General features: G+C 58.8%; 9 protein-coding genes. 4 read left to right on the forward strand and 5 right to left on the reverse strand.

The window, feature by feature from the left end; genetic code table 11:
- The first annotated feature begins 115 nt into the window (after positions 1 to 115).
- Positions 116 to 1,828 (forward strand): amidase, encoded by a 1,713-nt coding sequence (locus DLD99_RS16470; protein WP_114883629.1) that lies wholly within the window; start codon positions 116 to 118, stop codon positions 1,826 to 1,828.
- A 36-nt stretch (positions 1,829 to 1,864) separates the two neighbouring features.
- Here the strand turns inward: DLD99_RS16470 and DLD99_RS16475 are convergent, their stop codons facing one another.
- Positions 1,865 to 2,848 (reverse strand): Dyp-type peroxidase, encoded by a 984-nt coding sequence (locus DLD99_RS16475; RefSeq protein WP_425272991.1) that lies wholly within the window; start codon positions 2,846 to 2,848, stop codon positions 1,865 to 1,867.
- Positions 2,849 to 3,006: 158 nt separating this feature from the next.
- On the opposite strand from DLD99_RS16475, the gene DLD99_RS16480 reads away from it, so the two are divergent.
- A complete protein-coding gene (locus tag DLD99_RS16480) occupies positions 3,007 to 3,987 on the forward strand; it encodes a TerC family protein (RefSeq protein ID WP_114883631.1) in 981 nt (326 codons plus the stop codon).
- Positions 3,988 to 4,120: 133 nt separating this feature from the next.
- On the opposite strand, the gene DLD99_RS16485 is transcribed toward DLD99_RS16480, so the two are convergent.
- Together DLD99_RS16485 and DLD99_RS16490 are read right to left on the reverse strand one after the other, a co-directional pair.
- Complete coding sequence (locus tag DLD99_RS16485; RefSeq protein ID WP_114883633.1) at positions 4,121 to 5,221, reverse strand: polyamine ABC transporter substrate-binding protein; 1,101 nt, start codon at positions 5,219 to 5,221, stop codon at positions 4,121 to 4,123.
- Positions 5,222 to 5,474: 253 nt separating this feature from the next.
- Positions 5,475 to 6,881 carry a purine-cytosine permease family protein gene (locus DLD99_RS16490; protein ID WP_114883635.1) on the reverse strand — a complete coding sequence of 469 codons (1,407 nt, stop codon included), beginning with the start codon at positions 6,879 to 6,881 and terminating at the stop codon, positions 5,475 to 5,477.
- A gap of 322 nt (positions 6,882 to 7,203) precedes the next feature.
- Between DLD99_RS16490 and DLD99_RS16495 the strand changes: the two genes are divergently transcribed.
- Positions 7,204 to 7,689: a flavin reductase family protein gene (locus DLD99_RS16495; protein WP_064597301.1), complete on the forward strand. Its 486-nt coding sequence runs from the start codon at positions 7,204 to 7,206 to the stop codon at positions 7,687 to 7,689.
- A 67-nt stretch (positions 7,690 to 7,756) separates the two neighbouring features.
- Complete coding sequence (locus DLD99_RS16500; protein WP_114883637.1) at positions 7,757 to 8,800, forward strand: LLM class flavin-dependent oxidoreductase; 1,044 nt, start codon at positions 7,757 to 7,759, stop codon at positions 8,798 to 8,800.
- 116 nt (positions 8,801 to 8,916) lie between these two features.
- Here the strand turns inward: DLD99_RS16500 and DLD99_RS16505 are convergent, their stop codons facing one another.
- Together DLD99_RS16505 and DLD99_RS16510 are read right to left on the reverse strand one after the other, a co-directional pair.
- On the reverse strand, positions 8,917 to 9,156 hold the full coding sequence (locus DLD99_RS16505; protein ID WP_114883639.1) for a hypothetical protein: 240 nt from the start codon (positions 9,154 to 9,156) through the stop codon (positions 8,917 to 8,919).
- 9 nt (positions 9,157 to 9,165) lie between these two features.
- The gene (locus DLD99_RS16510; protein ID WP_114883641.1) at positions 9,166 to 19,794 is read right to left on the reverse strand and encodes a hemagglutinin repeat-containing protein; all 10,629 of its coding nucleotides are present in this window, start codon (positions 19,792 to 19,794) and stop codon (positions 9,166 to 9,168) included.
- Positions 19,795 to 19,802: the final 8 nt, after the last annotated feature.

Here is a 19,802-nt window from a genome sequence, read left to right on the forward strand (position 1 = left end):
AGGACATGCCAATCGACAAACTTCAGGGTAGAGTTTCGCCCATCAAGAATGATTGACACGTTTCGACGATAACAATGATCAACCACCCTTTAGCGAACCTGTCGGCGGTAACAGCATGATCGAAGTCACTGAAGTCTCCATTGCTCAACTGCGCTCGGCGCTCGAATCCGGCCAGACCACCGCGGTTGAACTGGTCCAGGCCTATCTGGCGCGTATCGATGCCTATGACGGCCCGCAAACCGCCACCGCCCTGAACGCGGTGATCGTGCGCAACCCCGAGGCCTTGAAGGAAGCCGAGGCGTCCGATGCCCGCCGCGCCAAGGGCGAAACCCTCGGTCCGCTGGACGGCATCCCCTACACCGCCAAGGACAGCTATCTGGTCAAAGGCCTGACTGCTGCGTCCGGCAGCCCTGCGTTCGCCGATCTCGTAGCCCAGCGCGATGCATTCACCATCGAGCGCCTGCGTGCGGGCGGCGCGATCTGCCTGGGCAAGACCAATATGCCGCCGATGGCCAATGGCGGGATGCAGCGCGGGGTCTACGGTCGCGCTGAAAGTCCTTACAACGCCGCTTATCTGACTGCGCCGTTTGCTTCCGGCTCGTCGAATGGTGCTGGCACTGCCACCGCTGCTAGCTTCTCGGCATTCGGTCTGGCGGAAGAGACCTGGTCGAGCGGTCGCGGCCCGGCGTCGAATAATGGCTTGTGTGCCTACACACCATCGCGCGGCGTAATCTCGGTGCGCGGCAACTGGCCATTGACGCCGACCATGGACGTGGTGGTGCCCTACGCTCGCACCATGGCCGATCTGCTGGAAGTCCTCGACGTAGTCGTGGCCGAAGACACCGACACCCGTGGCGACCTGTGGCGCCTGCAACCCTGGGTGCCGATCCCGAGCGTCGCCTCGGTGCGCCCTGCTTCCTACCTTGATCTGGCGGTGAAAAGTGATGCCCTGGCTGGCAAACGCCTCGGCGTGCCGCGCATGTACATCAACGCCGACCCTGAGGCCGGCACCAGCGACGAGCCAGGCATCGGCGGCCCGACCGGGCAACGCATCAACACCCGCGCCTCGGTGATCGACCTGTGGAAACAGGCTCGCCAGGCCCTCGAGGCTGCCGGCGCCGAAGTGATTGAAGTGGATTTCCCGCTGGTCTCCAATTGCGAAGGCGATCGTCCGGGCGCACCGACCGTGTTCAATCGCGGCATCGTCTCCAAAGAGTTCATGCACCACGAACTGTGGGACCTGTCGGCCTGGGCCTTCGATGATTTTCTGCGCGCCAACGGTGATCCGAAACTCAATCAACTGGCGGACGTTGACGGGCCGAAAATCTTCCCGCACGACCCGGGCACCCTGCCCAACCGTGAAGGCGATCTCGCCGCCGGCATGGACGAATACGTGCGCATGGCCGAACGCGGCATCACGCCGTGGGATCAGATTCCGACCCTGCCGGACGGTCTGCGCGGCCTGGAGAAGACCCGCAAGCTCGACCTCGAAGACTGGATGGATCGCCTCGGCCTCGACGCCGTGCTGTTCCCGACCAACGCCGACGTGGGCCCGGCGGATGCCGACGTCAACCCGGCCTCGGCGGACATCGCCTGGAGCAACGGCATCTGGGTCGCCAACGGCAACCTCGCGATCCGCCACCTCGGTGTGCCGACCGTCACCGTGCCGATGGGCGTGATGGCCGACATCGGCATGCCGGTGGGGCTGACGTTTGCCGGTCGCGCCTATGACGATTCGACGTTGCTGCGTCTGGCAGCGGCGTTCGAAGCGACCGGGTCGAAGCGACTGGTGCCGCCACGTACGCCAGCCCTGGCGGCAGGCAAGTAAATAAAAACGGCGGGATCAATTGATCCCGCCGTTTTTTTATCGCTCTGCCAGCTCTTCAAGCAAATCCGCCGAAGGCACAAAGAACAGACTGCCGGTGACCGCCGTGCTGAAGTCCAGCAATCGATCGTAATTGCCGGGCGGCTTTCCGACGAACATGTTTTCCAGCATCTGCTCCAGCGGCTCGGGCGAACGCGCGTAACCGATGAAGTAAGTGCCGAATTCACCTGCGCCGGGCCGACCGAACGGCATGTTGTCGCGCAGGATTTTCACCTCTTCGCCGTCCTTGGTGATGGTCGTCAACGCGCTGTGGGAGTTGCTCGGCTTGACCGAGTCATCCAGCTCGATATCGGACAGCTTGGTGCGCCCGATCACCCGTTCCTGCGCTTCGACCGGCAATTCGTTCCACGCCTTCATGTTGTGCAGATACTTCTGCACCAACACATAACTACCACCGCTGAACGTCTGATCTTCATCACCTACGAGGGTAAAATGCTCGGCTTTGCGACCGACCGGATTCTCCGTGCCGTCGACGAAACCGATGATGCTGCGCATGTCGAAATAGCGGAAACCCTGCACTTCGTCGGTCACCGTCACGGCGCCGTCCAGCGCCGACATCAGTTGCGTCGCCAGCTCGAAACACAGATCCATCTGATCGGCGCGAATGTGCAACAGCAGGTCGCCGGGCGTGGAGACGGCGCGCCGCCCTTCTACACCGAACTCGCGAAAGTCATGCAGCGACGCCGGTCGCGGACTGCCGAACAGACGATCCCAGGCGCTGGAAGAAAACCCGCAGACGCAGGACAGGTTGCCCGAGGGGACGCGCTTGCCGACCGAGCGTGTCAGGCCTGCAATATCGGCGCACCAGTCGCGGACTTTTTCGGCCGCCTCGGCTTCGGCGTTGAGGGTCGCCACGATGAAGATCGCAGCGCTGGTGATCGGGCTGCAGACGGCTTGAGGATCTGGCGTGTCGATGATCGTCGCTCCTGGCGTGGTGGACTGGCTCGACAGCGAGGTTAGCAAAGAAGTGTTGAATGAAGTATTCCCCGCATCTGCCCATCTCACCTGACACTTCGGTATTCACGAACAATACCCACGAAATAAACGATTTTTCTTCGTCGGAACTCTCCTACTAGCATGGCCTCGTCTACCCCGAAAAACATAAAGACAGGGAGAACGACATGCACCCCATCAACATCGGCGAACCCTGGATGTGGGCCGCCTTCATCGTTTTTGTCCTCGCCATGCTGGCCGTTGACCTGTTTGTCTTCGGCGGGCGCAAGGCCCATCGGGTCTCGGTGCGCGAAGCCTCATCCTGGGTGATTGCGTGGTGCATGCTCGCGCTGGCCTTCGCCGGGTTGCTCTGGTGGTATCTGAACGGCGAATTCGGCCCCGAGATCGCCCAGCGCAAGACCCTGGAATTCCTCACCGGTTATCTGATCGAGCAATCGCTGTCGATCGACAACATGTTCGTGTTCGTGATGATCTTCGGCTACTTCGCCGTCCCCCCGGAGCTGCAGCGCCGGGTGCTGCTGTACGGCGTGCTCGGGGCGATCGTGATGCGCGCGGCGATGATCTTTGCCGGCGTGTGGCTGGTGTCGCAGTTCACCTGGCTGCTGTATGTGTTCGGCGTGTTCCTGATCATCACCGGGATCAAAATGCTGGTGTTCGCCGAACAGCAACCGGACCTTGATAACAATCCGCTTCTGCGCTGGGTGCGCGGGCATCTGCGAATCACCAACGGTTTTCATGGCGAGCGCTTTTTCGTGCTGCAGAACGGCGTGCGCTGGGCCACGCCGATGTTTCTGGTGCTGGTGCTGATCGAGGCCAGCGACCTGATGTTCGCGGTGGACAGCATCCCGGCGATTTTCGCGGTGACGACCGATCCGTTCATCATTTTCACCTCGAACATCTTCGCGATCATGGGGCTGCGGGCGCTGTACTTTCTGCTGGCGAACATGGCCGACCGCTTTCATCTGCTCAAGTACGGACTGGCGCTGGTGCTCGTGTTCATCGGCGGGAAGATGACGGCGATGCCGTGGTTTCACATGCCGGTGGAGTGGTCGCTGGCGATTGTCGGCGGGCTGATACTGGCGTCGGTGTTGCTCAGTCTGGTGCTGACGAAGGACAAGTCGCCAGAAAAAGAACGGCAGAGTCAGTGACTTGAATATAAAACCTGTGGGAGCGAGCCTGCTCCGGGCGGCGTTCCGACGATGGCGTCATGTCAGCCAACTGATATGTTGAATGACACAACGCTATCGCGAGCAGGCTCGCTCCCACATTTTTAAATCTGGATTATTTATCGGACTTGATGCTGGTCCACACCCGCGTCCGCACCCGCTCCAGTTTCTGCGGCAATGGCTGCACCACATACAGCGTCTTGAGCGCCTCGCTGGTCGGCGTCAGGTTCGGGTTGCCGGTGATTTCCTTGTTGATCAGCGGCAGCGAATCCTTGTTGGCATTCGGGTAGCCGAGGAAGTCGCTGATCGAAGCAATGACCTTCGGATCGAGCAGGTTGTTGAGGAATTCATGGGCCTCTTCAACGTTCTTCGCGCTCTTCGGAATGGCGAAGGTGTCGAACCAGATCGGCGCGCCTTCCTTCGGCAAGCGCCAGTCGACCACCACGCCGTTTTTCGCCTCTTTGGCGCGGTTGCCGAACTGGTAGAAGCTGCCGGAATAACCGATGGCCACGCAGATGTCGCCGTTGGCGATATCGGTCATGTACTTGGCCGAGTTGAAGTAGGTGACGTAAGGGCGAACCTTGAGCATCAGGTCCTTGGCCTTCTCATAGTCGGCCGGATTCTGGCTGTTCGGGTCAAGGCCCAGATAATGCAGGGCCAGCGGGAGGATTTCCGACGGCGAATCGAGCATCGCCACGCCGCAGGATTTGAGTTTTTCCATGTTCTCCGGTTTGAACACCAGATCCCAACTGTCCACTGGCGCATTCTCGCCGAGCGCAGCCTTGACCTTGGCCGGGTTGAACCCGATCAGCACCGTGCCGACCATGTAGGGCACTCCGTACTGATTGCCGGGGTCATTGGAATCGAGCAACTTGAGCAACGCCGGATCCTGGTGGTTCCAGTTCGGCAGCTTGGACTTGTCGAGTTTCTGGAACACGCCGGCCTTGATCTGGGTATCGAGGAACTGGTTCGACGGCACCACCAGGTCGTAACCGGAGTTGCCGGTCAGCAGTTTGGCTTCGAGGGATTCGTTGGTGTCGAAGGTGTCCCAGGTCACTTTGATGTTGCTTTTGGCGGCGAAGTCCTTGGGCACCGACGGCAGGATGTAATCCGCCCAGTTGTATACCCGCAGTTCGCGCTGTTCGGCCTGGACGGCGCTGGCCAGCAGCGTCAGCCCGAAAACAGTAGCGCCCAGAATGCGTTTCATCGTGACCATATTGTGTTTCCCCGAATGCAGCGTGAGTCGATGGTTTTTATGTTCTGTACACGGCAGCGGCTGTCAGGTCAGCCAAGGGCAAGGAAGATGCAGCGTCTTGTTGTGGCTTCGATTCTTGCCGACAAGCGCACAAGGCGCACAGTAGCCGATTGGCCAAAAGGGGATCGATATGGCCAATTTGCGTGACCGTCAGAATACTGAAACGACAATGCCCGGCGAGTGGCCGGGCATTGTTTGAACAGACGGCGAACGGTCAGTCAGTAAAACCCAATTTTGCCGCCCTGCTCTGCTGCGTCTGCCCGCGCGTCGCCAGGCAGTAATACAACGGGCAGGTCACGATCAGGCCGACCAGCCATGACAGGTCCGCACCGTCCACCAGGTTGGCGTAGGGGCCGACGTACAACGAAGTGTTGGCAAACGGCAACTGCACGATGATGCCGATGAAATAGGCAATGATCGCGTGCAGATTGAAGCGCCCGTAGATCCCGCCATCGGCGCGGAAGATCGAGGCGATGTCGTAGCTGCCGCGCTTGATCAGGTAGAAGTCGATCAGGTTGATCGACGCCCACGGCACCAACACCAGCAGCAGCGCCAGAATCAGCCCGATGAACTCGGAAATGAAATCCGCCGAAGCCCCCAGCGCGACCACGCAGCAGCCCGCCAGCACGACGCTCGACAGGATCACTCGCACCTTGATGCTTGGCGTCCACTGGCTGGCGAAGGTCTGGATCGAGGTGATGATCGACAGCACCGCGCCATACAGATTCAGCGCGTTGTGGCTGATGATGTTGAGCAGGAACAGCACCATCAGAATCGGCCCCAGCCAACCGGTGGACTGCTTGACCGCCGCCATCGCCTCGGTGCCCTCGGGTGTCGCAAGCACCGCCACCGCACCGAAGGTGAACGACAGAATCGTGCCCAGCGTGGCGCCCAGGTAAGTCGCGATAAATGGCTTGCTGATACCGATGTCCGCCGGCAGGTAGCGGGAATAGTCCGAGACGTACGGCGAGAAACTGATCTGCCAGATGATCCCCAGCGACACCGTCGCCAGCCACCCGGACAGATTGAAGCTGCCACGGGTAAAGAAGTCCGCCGGCAAGTCATGGGCAAAGATGTAGATGAAGCCGGCCAGCAACGCGCTGCCCATCACCCAGGTGCCGATGCGGTTCAGTGTGTGGATGAAGTTGTAGCCGATCACGCCGATGGCCGTGGCGCTGAGGGCGCCGATCAGAATGCTCAATGGCGCCGGCACCGACGGCGCAATGCCGACGATGGACTTGCCGGCGAGCACGATGTTGGAAATGAAGAAGCCGATATAAATGATCGCCGCGAAGAACACGATCAGCAGCGCACCATAACGCCCGAACTGGCCACGACTCTGCACCATCTGCGGAATACCCATGCGCGGGCCTTGCGCCGACGCCAGGGCGATCACCACACCGCCGATCATGTGCCCCAGCGCAATCGCCAGCAGCCCCCAGAACAGGTCGAGATGAAACACCTGGACCACCATGGCGCCGGTGACGATGGGCAGTGGCGCAATGTTGGTGCTGAACCAAAGAGTGAAAAGGTCGCGGGCCTTCCCGTGGCGTTCCGCGAGTGGGACGTAGTCGACCGTGTGATTCTCGATCAACGGATCTTGCCGGGACATCTGGGACATATATGAACTCGATTGGGTCTGTTCTTATCGTTGTATGAAGCCAAACCGGGGACGTACTTCGTCGCCCCTCAGATGAACACCATATTATGGTATTCCAACATTTTCACAAGACTGATCCGCTGTTTACGGCGGTAACTGATCCGGCATCCTCCCCGATAGCCAGGCTTTGCGGCTAGACGAAAGCCCCGTAAATGTTGAGTTTCCGACGAATGCACCACGTTTATCGTTTCACCAAAAAAGCGCTTGCAATCGATGTATTACGGTATACCATCAGACCCACAAACGAATAAAAACACGCTTCACCGCACTCGAGGATTGACCAATGATCGATGCTGCCGTCTACAAACAAGTCATGGGCTCGTTCCCGTCCGGCGTCACCGTCATCACCACGCTTGATGACGACGGCCAGATCGTCGGCCTCACCGCCAGCGCGTTCAGTTCGCTGTCGATGGACCCGGCCCTGGTGCTGTTCTGCCCCAACTACAGCTCCGACTCCTATCCCGTCCTGATCAAAAACAAACGCTTTGCCATTCACGTCCTGTCCGGCGGACAACAGAGCGAAGCCTACGCGTTCGCCCGCAAAGGCAAGGACAAGGCCCAGGGCATCGAATGGACGCTGAGCGAACTGGGCAACCCGATCCTGGCCAACGCGACAGCTATCATCGAATGTGAGCTGTGGCGCGAATACGAAGGTGGCGACCACGCGATCATGGTCGGCGCGGTGAAAAACCTCATCGTCCCTCAGCAGGACACCGGCCCACTGGTGTATTGCCACGGCAAGATGGGCGCCCTGCCCGCCTTCGCCTGATCCGCACAATTGCACTTAAACAGGCCTGCATGCGACCGGCCGACCACAAGAGATTCGAGGTAGCGTCATGAAATTTTCCCTGTTCGTACACATGGAACGCTGGGACGAAAGCGTCAGCCACCGTCAACTGTTCGAAGACCTGACCGAACTGACGTTGATGGCCGAGGCCGGCGGTTTCAGCACCGTGTGGATCGGCGAACACCACGCCATGGAATACACCATCTCGCCGAGCCCGATGCCGCTGCTGGCCTACCTCGCCGCCAAAACCACCACCATTCACCTCGGCGCCGGCACCATCATCGCGCCGTTCTGGCACCCGCTGCGGGTCGCCGGCGAATGCGCCCTGCTCGACGTGATCAGTAACGGCCGGATGGAAGTCGGCCTGGCCCGTGGCGCCTATCAGGTGGAATTCGACCGCATGGCCGGCGGCATGCCTGCTTCCAGCGGCGGCCAGGCGCTGCGGGAAATGGTCCCGGTGGTCCGCGCCCTGTGGCAGGGCGACTACGCCCACAACGGCGATATCTGGAAATTCCCCACGTCGACCAGCGTGCCGAAACCGATCCAGCAGCCGAACCCGCCAATGTGGATCGCCGCCCGCGACCCGGACTCCCACAACTTCGCCGTAGCCAATGGCTGCAACGTGATGGTCACGCCGCTGATGAAGGGCGACGAAGAAGTCCTCGACCTGAAAAACAAATTCCAGACCGCGCTGGACAACAATCCCGACGTGCCACGCCCGCAATTGATGGTGCTGCGTCATACCCACGTGCATTCAGTGGATGACCCGGAAGGCTGGAAGGTCGGCGCCAAAGCCATTTCACGTTTCTACCGCACCTTCGATGCGTGGTTCGGCAACAAGGAAGTACCGGTGAACGGCTTCCTCGCCCCGAGCCCTGAAGAGAAATTTGCCGGACGGCCAGAGTTTGAGCTGGAGAGCCTGCACAAGACCGCGATGATCGGCACGCCGGAAGAAATCATTCCGCGGATCAAGTACTACCAGGAACTGGGGGTGGATGAGTTCAGCTTCTGGTGCGACAACAGCTTGCCGCATGCGGAGAAGAAGAAGTCGCTGGAGTTGTTTATCAAGCATGTGGTGCCGGCGTTTAGATAAGTCTGCCACCCGATATATGAAAACGCCCCGAGATGTTCGGGGCGTTTGCTTTTAAGATTTCAGCTCGTTGCCGGGCGCTGGTCTTCAGCCTGCACCTAGCGCAACTACGCTCCGGTTCATATCAATTTCAAATTTGAGACATACGCATTGACACCTTCGCGCGTCAGCCTTTTTTGCAATTCAATCATGACGTTATTCAGATCCTCTTTACTGGCGATGGCGGTCTGCGCTTCTTGCATCGAAATCTCGTCTTCGCGCATGACGGGAGCAATCGTCCCAACGTCGTATTTTATGAAATAGCGGCCATCACGCTCGCTGATTTCCACATCGCGGAATTTGAATATCACTTTACTCATATCGCTTCCTCACTGGAAAACCTTGGTGAACGTATAGTCTCCGGGGTGTAGCGGATCCATCACAGCCTCTGGTACCCCACCACTGGTAAATCCGCCCGGGCGCCAAAAGCCATTCGCCCCCCACTCATTCCCTGACGGGATCCTGACTCCATCTGTTTTATTAACAGCAATCAGGACTGGATCAGTCCCCAGCGTTCCTTTATCCAGACCAAGATATTGCTCAAGTTTCGATACGTCACCGTTGGCACGCGAAATCATATCCTGCGCGACATTTTTCGGTAACACCCACGTCTCCGTTCGTCCTATGACGCCTTCAGGTACCACGGGCTGGAATCGTGCGATACCACTGCTGAACAACCTGGCGTACGCCTCTTGGTAGTCAATAGACAGATATGTTGATGGAAGAGGTCGCTCTCCCTTATCGATTCCGACAATTCTGTCAATGATCGTTTTGTCCAGTGAGTCGGCATTGATTGGAGGCGGAACTCGTGTCTTGCTCACCAACGCCCGAAGCTTGGAAAACTGGTTCTTGAATACGTCGAGACTGAACTTCGATGAAATCTTTTTCACCGTCTGACTGGCGACGCTAATACCCATTCGGGCCAGCAGTGCCGCACTTCTTGCTGCGCTGGTACCTCCTCCTGCCACGGCACCGACCACCATAGCGACCGCTTGCCCCATCTGCCTCCCGAGGTTGACGGCATTATCATCGCCACCGACTTCAAGCGCGTTGTTCATCTCTTCAAGTTGTATCTTGAATGACTTCGAAAGTTCTTCACCGAGAACGGAAACTCCCTCAGTCGAAGAAACAAAGTCAATCATCGCGACGATGCCCTCCTTGGGATGACGCATGAACTCTGCGGCACCGTTCAGCCCATCCAACCCGGCCTCAGCCATACCGTCCTTGAAACCATCAACGATACCGATCCCTGTCAAACCATCTTGACGTACGGAAGTGAGCTCCCACTCCGCGTAGATCTGCATTTTCTTCAAAACGTTAGGTTCGGCAGCAATCTCTTTATTGCGTTGGACTTCCTGCTGCGTTGCCAACCAGTTGTTATCGACGTTCGCAATAGCCGCGTTAGTTGCCGTGGCGGCTCCGTTCGGGTTGGACATCGCTGCAATACCGGCGACCAACGTGGTGAGGAGGTTGCGCTTCGTCTCACGGTCCTCAGCCGTTTCATCCGGATTAGGGTCGGCAAACAGTGCCGTCAGAACGCTGGACGCTGCGCCCCCCAGCGCCCCCGCCGAGCAGCTTTGGTTGCTGGCAGCAGCGCCGGCACAACCAAGGATTGCGTGCAGGCCTGCGTGTACCGGGCTACCTTCTTTCAGCCCCTTCAACACCAGTTGCCCAATGTAGGCCGAGCCCTGTTGCTGAACATAGTTAACCACCATGTTCTGCGCGAACTGAGCGCTACTGCCCGTGACGCCTCCACTGACTCCTGCGACCAACGCTGTTGCGACTTGACGGTAAGTGCCTCCCGGCCCCCAGTTCTCGCCAATGTCTTTTACCTGTTGTTTAAGCTCATCATATTTGGCGCGATGTAGGTCCTGTTTGTCCTTGGATAATGAGGGGTCGCGAGAAGCCAACAACTCCAGATCTGCTTGTTTCTTCTTGTCGTCTGCTTCCTTTGCGCGGTTCTCAATGAATTGGGAAACGTTCTGTACAAACTTGCCGACAATCTCGAAATTCGCATCAATTTCTCGTACATCGAAAATTGGCTTGAGCTTATTGCTGCCATCCCTGTCACTGGAAACATCGGTGTTGATGGCCGCGATAGTCTGCTCAGCGGTTTGCCCGGTCAGTTCCTGTTGCCTGGTTTCGTTGGTGATAGTGACTGCAGCACCACTGATTCCGCTGTGGGTAGTGCTGCTTGAGTTGCCACCGGCAAACAAAACAATCGGCGTTGAAGTGTTCGCCCCCTCTTTAACGGCGTTGACAGGACCGCCTCGATTAGCGGTATTACCACCACTGCCCCCCTTGCCAAGATCGACGCCATATCCACCACTCAGGTTAATGCTGCTGGCATCGTACTCAGCCTTGTTCTTGACGTCCGACGTGGTCAGCGTGCCGGTGCTCAGAGTGTTTTTGCCATCAGCCACCGCTTTGTCGGTACTGGCGATGATCGCGCCGACGAGGTCGGTGTTGCCCTTGACCTCGACCTGGAAGCCGCCATTGCCCGCCTTGATGCCCGACTGTTCGGAGACGCTGGCGTACTCGCTATGCATGTGTTGCTGGGAAACGCCGCCGCTGACGCTGCTGTTGCCGACACAGAACGGAGGCACGCAGACACTCAGGCCGACGTTGGCGCTTGACTGCTTGGAGGTGTAGGTACTGGTGTCTTGCAGGCTCTCGATATTGAGATCGCCGCCCACGTTGACCTTGACCGTTTCGCCGCTGGCGGTGGCGCCCTTGATGTTGGTGTCGCCACCACTCTTCAGGTTCAGCGTGCCGCCGGACTTGACCGAGGTGTTGGTGTGCGTGACGTCGTCACCATCACTGCTGCCACGGCCCTTGTTGGCGGCCAGTTCAAAGGTAATGCCGTTTTGCTCGCCGAAGCCGAAACCGATACCGGCGCTCCAGCCGCTGTTGCTGTTGGTGCTTTCCTGATGAGCAGTGTTCTGTGCGGACAAAAGATTGATCGCACCATCGGCGTTCAGCGAAACATCGCCACCGCCTTCGATGCGACTACCGACCACATTGATGTTGCTGTCGGCACCGGCACCCTTGGCGACGATGTTGATGTTGCCACCCGCAATCACGCCGCTGCCGACGACATTGCTGCCGCTCTGGCTACTGTTCATCTTGCTTTGGCTATTGCTCAGGTTGACGCTGACCTTCACTCCGACCCGAGGGTCTTCCTTCAACGCCTTGGCCGCGTCTACCGCTTGATCGGCACTCATGGCCGCATTCACGGCAGCGAGTGCAAGCATTCGTCCGTCGGTGGTTTTCCCGGCGGCTTCGCCCATTTGTTGAATGCCGCGCAGCGCATCAACCAGCGGAATGCTCACTGTGCCACCGACGGCGGTGCGATTGGTGCTGGCGGTTTTGGTGGAGCTCAGTGTGTCGTAGCCCTCACCGATATCCACGTGCTTGGCCGTGATCCCGATGTCACCCACCGGCGCGACCAGTTGGCTGGCCGTCTGGGTGTAATGATCCCCGGCCGTCAGCAGGATGTTGCCGCCAAGCGAAGCAATCTGGCTGCCCGACTGGCGAGTCGTGGTGCTCTGATCCGACTCTTTGGTCTTGACGATCCCGGTCGCGCCTTGCCACCAGGAACCGATCTCGCCCACCTTCTTGCTGCCTGAAGAGGAACTGGCGGTCGTGGTGTTTTCAGCGCTGATGACTTCCAGGTTGCGCCCGGCGTTGATACCGATGTTCTTGTCGGCCACCAGCGTGCTGCCTTCAACCACCGTGTCCCGGCCGCTCTTGATCTGCAGGCTGCCGGCGCTGATATCGCTGCCGATGCTTTCGGTGGACGACTGTTGCCCCTGTTGCGACTTCTGCGTGTTGGACAGCAGCCCGGTAATCGTCGCCCCTGTCTTGCTGGAGCTCTGCGACTGGCTGGAGGTTTGTGTTTCCTGAGCGGCGCCGATGAACACATCATTGGCGGCTGTCAGCGTGATGTCATCCGTTGCACGCAACGAAGCAGCTTTCAACGCAATGTCATTGTCGGCCTTGAGCTCCATGCTCTTGGCAACCCACTCGGTGCTGTTCAAGCGGGTTTGAGTGGCCTCGCCACTATTGGATTTGCTGGATTTCCAGTTCTTCTTCGAAGAGGCACTGGCCTGGCTGGCATAGTCTTCGGCCGCGTCGAGGTTGATGTCATGGCCGGCAGTCGCCAGCAACGATCCATCGGATTTGACTTTTGCCCCTTGTGCATTGATGTCCTGACCTGCCGACATCACCAGCTTGCTTCCTGACTCGATACTCGAGCTGACCGACGCGATACGTTCGCTTTCGGTCATCACGGATTTTTTCTTGCCGAAGCTGCCCTTCGTTGTCTTGGTGTAAAACGAGTGATCGAGGTTATCAGCGGTCAGCAGGTTCAGGTCGTCGCCAGCATAGACAAAAGCCTCGCCACCCGACTTGACATGGCTGGCGATCAGGTTGAGATCCTTGTCGGCATTGAGCGTCAGGCTTCCACCAGCCTTGATCACGCTCGATTGCTGGGCGACGTGATCCTCCTCCGCACGGAACTTCTTGTTCCAGCCGGTGGCATGGGATTCGTCAGCCGCAGAGCTGATCGTCAGGTCACCTTTGGCATTGATGTCAACGTTGCCTTTGGCCTCGACATTACTCGCCACTACGCTGACGTCACGCTGAGCCGTAACCTTGAGTGTGCCGCCGACGTTGACGTCCGAGCCATGTTGCTTGACCGTCGAATACTGATAGTTGGTATTGCTGCGGTCAGTCGTCTGTTCGGTCGAGTCGATATGCACATCGCGCCCGGCCGTCAGCGTGGTATCGCCACCGCTTTTCAGCACGCTGCCGCTGTTGTTGATATCGCGACCGGCGCCGATAACCAGAGCATTCGCCGCTTCGATACGCGCCGCATTGTCAACGAAGTCGGTGTCTTCGCTTAGGCGGCCGTCACTGCTGCGATGGGTGGTCACGGTGCGTTCGTTGATCACGTCGCCGTGTTCGGCGGTGAGCGTGACGTCTCGACCGGAAATGATCCCGCCTGCCTTGTTCGTCAGGTTGTCGGTCGCCGTCAACTTCAGGACATTTCCGGCCTCGACCAGACCGCTGCTTACCAGATCCTTCTTGGCTGTTGCATCGAGATTTTGACTGGCGCGCAACGTGCCGGAGTTCTCCAGGTTTTCGCCGGCAATCAGCGTGACGTCCTTGCCCTGAATCAACGCGCCCGTGGACGCGAGGCGGTTGTTGGCATTGGCCAGGTACAGCACCGGCACCAAGACCTTTTCGCCGTTCACTTCACGCTCTTCGAGCCAGACGATGTCGTGGGTCAGGGCCGCGACCTGCTGTGCACTGAGGGTGACGCCTACACTCAGATTCAACGCGTTCTTGCTGGCGATGGCGTTGTCCATCAGATACTTGTAGACCGCCTCGTCGGAGGTCTGCCCATCGATGAAACGCTGCCCCGTGCGGGCCACGACGGCCTGCTGAACCAGTTTCTGTTCGAACAGACCATCACCCAGACGCTTGGCGCTCTGGTCGGCGTCGTAGCCCAGCCCCTTCAGCAGATAATCCGAGCTCATGAACTGCTTGAGGTCGGTCAGTACCGGGTTGGTTTCGATCAGGTATTTGTGTGGCTGGGACTTGCCGGCGTTGCTCGGCAAGCCTTGTACCCGATTGATGGTTATCGGGGTTGCCGATGGATCGGCGGAGACTTTGCCACCGCTCAGCGTCCAGCTTTGCGGGCCAGTGGCGGTCGGATTGCTGCTGCCTTCGGAGCTCAGGCGGAACAGGCCGTTCTGGCCCGTCGGCAAGCTGAAACCTGGCAGGTCGATCGGGCTGACCTGCTGCTGGGCCAGATCCGGCGGCAGTTGCGGGTTGATTTTGACCACCGTGGAGTAGCCACTGCCAGCGCCCGTATCGGTGTTGGTTTTGCCTGCCGCGACGTAGCTGTAATAAGGACGCACCACACTGTTGTCGATGGTCTGGGTGGCATTCAATGTGATGTTGCCACCGGCCTGGATCACAGCGTCATAGGAACTGCCGGATCCGGGGACGGTGACGATGCTTTCGGTGAGCTTGCCACCGCCGAGCATGCTGATGAAACGACTCAGATCCGCCTCGACAGTAGGCGACGGCGTGCCCCCGTTCTTTTCGTTGAACGCTTTGGCAGCGGGCTCTGTGGCGTAGATCTGGTCGACGTAGTTCCAGTAGGTACGCTTGGTGATGATCTCCTGCTCTTGCACGCCCTTGTTGGTGATGGTGCCGGCATTGACCGAAATGTTTCCGGTGGCGGCAATGGTACTGCTGCTGTTGTTCAGAGCCTGGGCGTTGATCGTCATGTTGCCACCGCTGGTCAGACTCGCGGCGGCGCTGCTGTTGTCGACTTTCAGGCGATCGGTCTCGGCGATCTCCCAATGTCCGTTACGCCGTCCGCCACTACGGAAGTCGCAGCCGGCAATGGGAATCAGGTTGCAGTCCAGTTGCGTGATGACCACCGAGCTTTTTTCATGGGCGGAGTATTGGAGAATGTCCCTCACGTTGTTCACGGTCAGGGCATTGATGGTCAGGTCTTGCGCGCTGTAGATCTCGCCGGAACGGTTGTCCAGCAAGTCAGCCTTGCCGCTGTCGCGATCACGGCCGATGTGCACATTGCTCAAGCCATACACATTGCCGTAGGCGTTGGTGAAACTGGCCAACAGCAGACGCATGTCGCCGCCACTGGTGATCAGGCCCCCGCTGTTCAGGAGAGCATTGGTGGTCAGAGTGAGTTCTTTGCCGGAACCGATGGTGCCGTAGTTATTGATGTTGGCGGCGCCCAGGGTGAGATCACCGCTGGATGTCAGACGCCCCTGGTTGTTCAATACGCCATTGATATTGATGGTGGTGTTGCCGCCACCGGCAATGCTGGTCCCGGCGTTGAGATCCAGCTGATTGGCCTTGAGCACCAAGTCGCCAAGACTGCTGGTGCGACCATTCCCGGAATAGCTGCCCCACAATGCCAGATCCAGAGCGCCGTCACTGGCAATCAACCCGTCGTTATTCCAGTTGCCACCGGTCCCGGTCAGTTTGCTGACGGCCAGCAACTGCCCGCTCACCGTCTGGTTGAGGTTGTTGATGTTGACCGTCAGACGATCGGCCTGGATCAGACTGCTGTTGGTCCAGCCATCGGCTGTCAGCGTCAGTCCACCGCGTGTGACGAAGCTGCCGCCAGCACTGCCGAGCTGGCCGGTGGCGATGTCGAAGATTCCGGTACCGACATGCAACACGTTACCGCCACCGTTCAACAATCCACCCGCGCCGAGACTGAGGTCATTGTTGGCACTTTCTACAGTGCCGTTGCGGTTATCGAACAGGCCGCCGAGGGTGAACGCGGTTTTTCCGGTGCTGCCGAGTGCGCGCAATTGACCGGTCTGGTTATCGATACTGGCCGCGCCGATGCTCAGGGTGCTGGCGCTTTCGACGATGCCTTTGCGGTTGTACAGGGCGCCGCTCAAGCTGAAGTCGATCTGCTGACCGGCAACCTGGCCACCCGTGTCGCCACTGTTGTCAAAGTCTTTGCCGGTAACGCTGACGTGTTGCCTGGCGACCAGTACGCCGTTGCGGTTGTTGAAACTTCCGGTTCTGCCCAGATCGATAGTCGCGTCACCGCTCTGTGCCGCGATCCGTCCAGCCTCGTTGTCGAGACCGGCCAAGGCCTTGAGCGTCAGTTGCTGAGCCTGAATCACCCCGCCCTGCCCATTACGCAACAAACCACCGATCTGCGCGGTAAAAGCGCTTTTGAGGCTGGAGAGCACACCGCCACGGCTGTCGAGACTGGCAGCGGTGATGTTGAGATCGCCGGTTTTGGCAACGAAACGACCGCTCTGGTTATCGATGGCGCCGCCGACGTTCGCAGTGAGTGCGCCTTCGCTTTGCAGGGTTCCCTTGACGTTTTCGAGGCTGGCAGCGGTCAGTTGCAGATCAGCGGCGTCGCTGTAGATCAGGCCGCCACTGTTTTGCACTGCACCGCTGGCGGTGATCGCAAGGTTATCGTTAGCAGCGACGGTGCCGCCATTGCGGTTGTCGAGGCCGCCGGTCGACAGACTGAGCAATTTCTGGCTGACCAGTTTGCCACCCTGGTTATTGATTTGTGTGGCACGGGCAATCACTAGCGGGCCAACACCGACCAATTGACCTTTGATGTTTGTCAGAGCGCCAAGCAAGTCGAGATTGACAGCCGCTTCACTGGCCAGAACCCCCTCTGTGTTATCCAGGTCTGTGCCGGTGAAACGGATGTCCTGCTTGGCGTTGATGGTCGCATGGGTGTTGTCGAGACGTTTGGCGGTGATATCCAGAACCGCGCCACTGTCGATCTGGCCACCCTGTCCGTTGTTCAACGTACCGGTGACGGTCAGGGTCTGCGCGCCCTCACTCGAGAGCGCACCTTTGTCCGAGTTATCGATGTTGGCCGCAGTGATCTTCAAAATGCCTTTGCTGGCCAGTGCGCCGGTATTGCTGTTGCGGATGTCGCCCGTGAGATCGACCAATAGATCGCCATCACGACTGGACAACGTACCGTGATTGCGATTGTCGAGACTGCCACCGAGCAGGCTCAGGTTTTGCCAGCCGGAAATCAGGCCATTGAGATTGCGCGTGTTGTCAGCGCTCAGATCCAGTCGCTGACGACTGAAAAGCTTGCCGTCACTGTTGTCCAGATTGCGTGCGGCAAGCGTATAGCTCAGGTCGCTGGAGAGTTCTCCGCCCTGGTTGCTCAGGTCCCGCAGGTGATTGATGCTCAACCGGCCTTTGGTCGTAATCAGGCCCTTGCTGTTGTTCAGGTCGCCCATCGCACCGCTGAAATCGATGGCGATGGCGCTACCGAGCAGCGAGCCGCCATTCTGGTTGTTGATATTGGCAGCGCTGATGGCGAGAGCTTGTGTGGCGTTGATCAGTCCTTTGTCCTGATTGTCGAGCTGACCGTCAACGCGCAGATCCAGGCCGGTACGACTGGTGAGGGTAGCGCCATTGTTGTTCAGGCTACCTGCGTGGGCATCGATGCTGGCTGCAGCGATAAGTCCCTTGATATTGGTCAATGCCTGTTGCACGCGCAGGGTCAGGGTTTGATTGCTCAGCAGTTTGCCATTGCTGTTATCCAGGCTGTTGGCAGCAAACGTAAACGCCTGGGCGCTGGAGATTTCACCGCTACGGTTATCGACCTGTTGCAGTTTTTTCAGAACCAGCAACGGTGCATTGATCAGACCCTTCTGGTTGTTCAAGGCGCCGTTGTTGAGATCCAGCGTCAGCGACGTATCGCTGGTGAGTTGTCCACCTTCGTGTTGATCCAGGCTTGCTGCATTGACCGACAACGCACCGTTGCTGGCGATCCGGCCCTTGTCGCTGTTGACGATGTGGCCAGCCTTGAGCGTCAGGTTGTCAAGGGAGGTCAACTTGCCACTCTGGTTGTTGATCTGGCCGGTAGCGGTAATGCTCAAGGTTTTTCCGGCATTTACCAACCCTGCAACGTTGTCCAGCGTTGCCATGCGCAACGTCGCACTTTGCAGGCTCGACAGTTCGCCACTGCGGTTATTCAAGTGACCGATGTCGGCATCCAGATGCCCGGAACTCTTGATCAGACCGCTGGTGTTGAGTACCTGGCTGGCGTTGAGACTCAAAGCCCCTGTGCTCAGTACGCGACCTTTGTTCTGGTTATCAAGAGTGCCTGCGGTCACGCGCGTGTTTTGCGAGCTAAAGGTACCGCCCTGATTGTTCAGGGTCTGTGCCGCCGCGACCGTCAAATCGCGGCTCGCGACCACGCTTTTGCCATTGTTATCGATGCTGCTCGCGCTGATGGCGACATTGCCTGTCGCATTGCGAGTGTTGTCGGCGTTGACCCCGGCTTCGATGATGCCGTTGTTGGTCAGTTTTCCACCGGCACTGAGATTGATGTTGTCACGTGCCGCGAGAGTCTGCCGATTGCTCAGGTTGCCCTGAGTCTGAGCATTGACGCTCATGCCGGCATAAATCGGTCCTTGGGCATCGATGCCGGAGGCCGTGAGGTTGACGTTGCTCGCAGCCGAGGCTTGTGCCAGTGTCAGCTGGCCGTTGGCATCGATCTGGATATCACCGCCACTGGCCGCCACGTTGCCTGCCAGCTTCACCCCTACGCCAGCCTCCGTACCCACCAGTTTGATCGTCCCTGCATACATTCCGCCGAGCGCTGAAGAGTCGATCGCCAGTTGCGGTTTGGTGCTGCCATCATCAGTGCGGGCTGTTGCATTGAGAGTTTGTGCGTTGACATCGTTGCGACCGGCAACAATGGTCAGGTTCTGCGCCTGGATTTCAGCGTTGATTTTTGCACTGCGGGTGATGATCTCGAAACGGTCGACGTTGCTGGCATTGAGTCCTGCACCTTCGATGGCGACGTTGCCCTGATCGACCTGAAAACGGTCCAGTCGGCCCGCGCCATCGATCACCGGTTTGCCGGTGGTCAGGGTCACCCGAGGCGAGTTGATGAATCCGCAACCGTTACAGGTGATGCCGTAAGGGTTGGCGACAATCACTCGCGCCGACTGCCCCGCTACTTCGGTGTAGCCGCGTAATTGACTTGGATTGCCACTGATCACCTCGTTGAGAATCGCCTGCGCCGCTACCCGATTGGTCAGGTTGGGGTTGCCCACGATGATGCCGCCCAGTTGCGTCTGCCCGGTCTGCGCCGCCACGTTGTTGAGGATGACGCCCTGCGCACCGACGTTGTAGTCATGAAACTGGTTGTGCGACAGACCCGCACCATTGGGCGTGGCAATGTTGACGATCGGCACGCCGTTGCCCGCCTGACCCAGGCTCGTACCGGGATTGGCCACCACGATACCGTCCGCCTGTGCCCACATTGGCTGCCAGAACATGACGTTGGCCAGCAGGAATGCCAGGCCACGCTTGGGCATGCCCCAGAAGTGATCGCGGTTTTTTACGACCGCAGCAGGCTGGCCGGCCAGAAAGGTCAGGTGGCGAATGTCCATATCAGTAT

The sequence above is a fragment of the Pseudomonas kribbensis genome, from assembly GCF_003352185.1.
GTDB lineage: Bacteria > Pseudomonadota > Gammaproteobacteria > Pseudomonadales > Pseudomonadaceae > Aquipseudomonas > Aquipseudomonas kribbensis.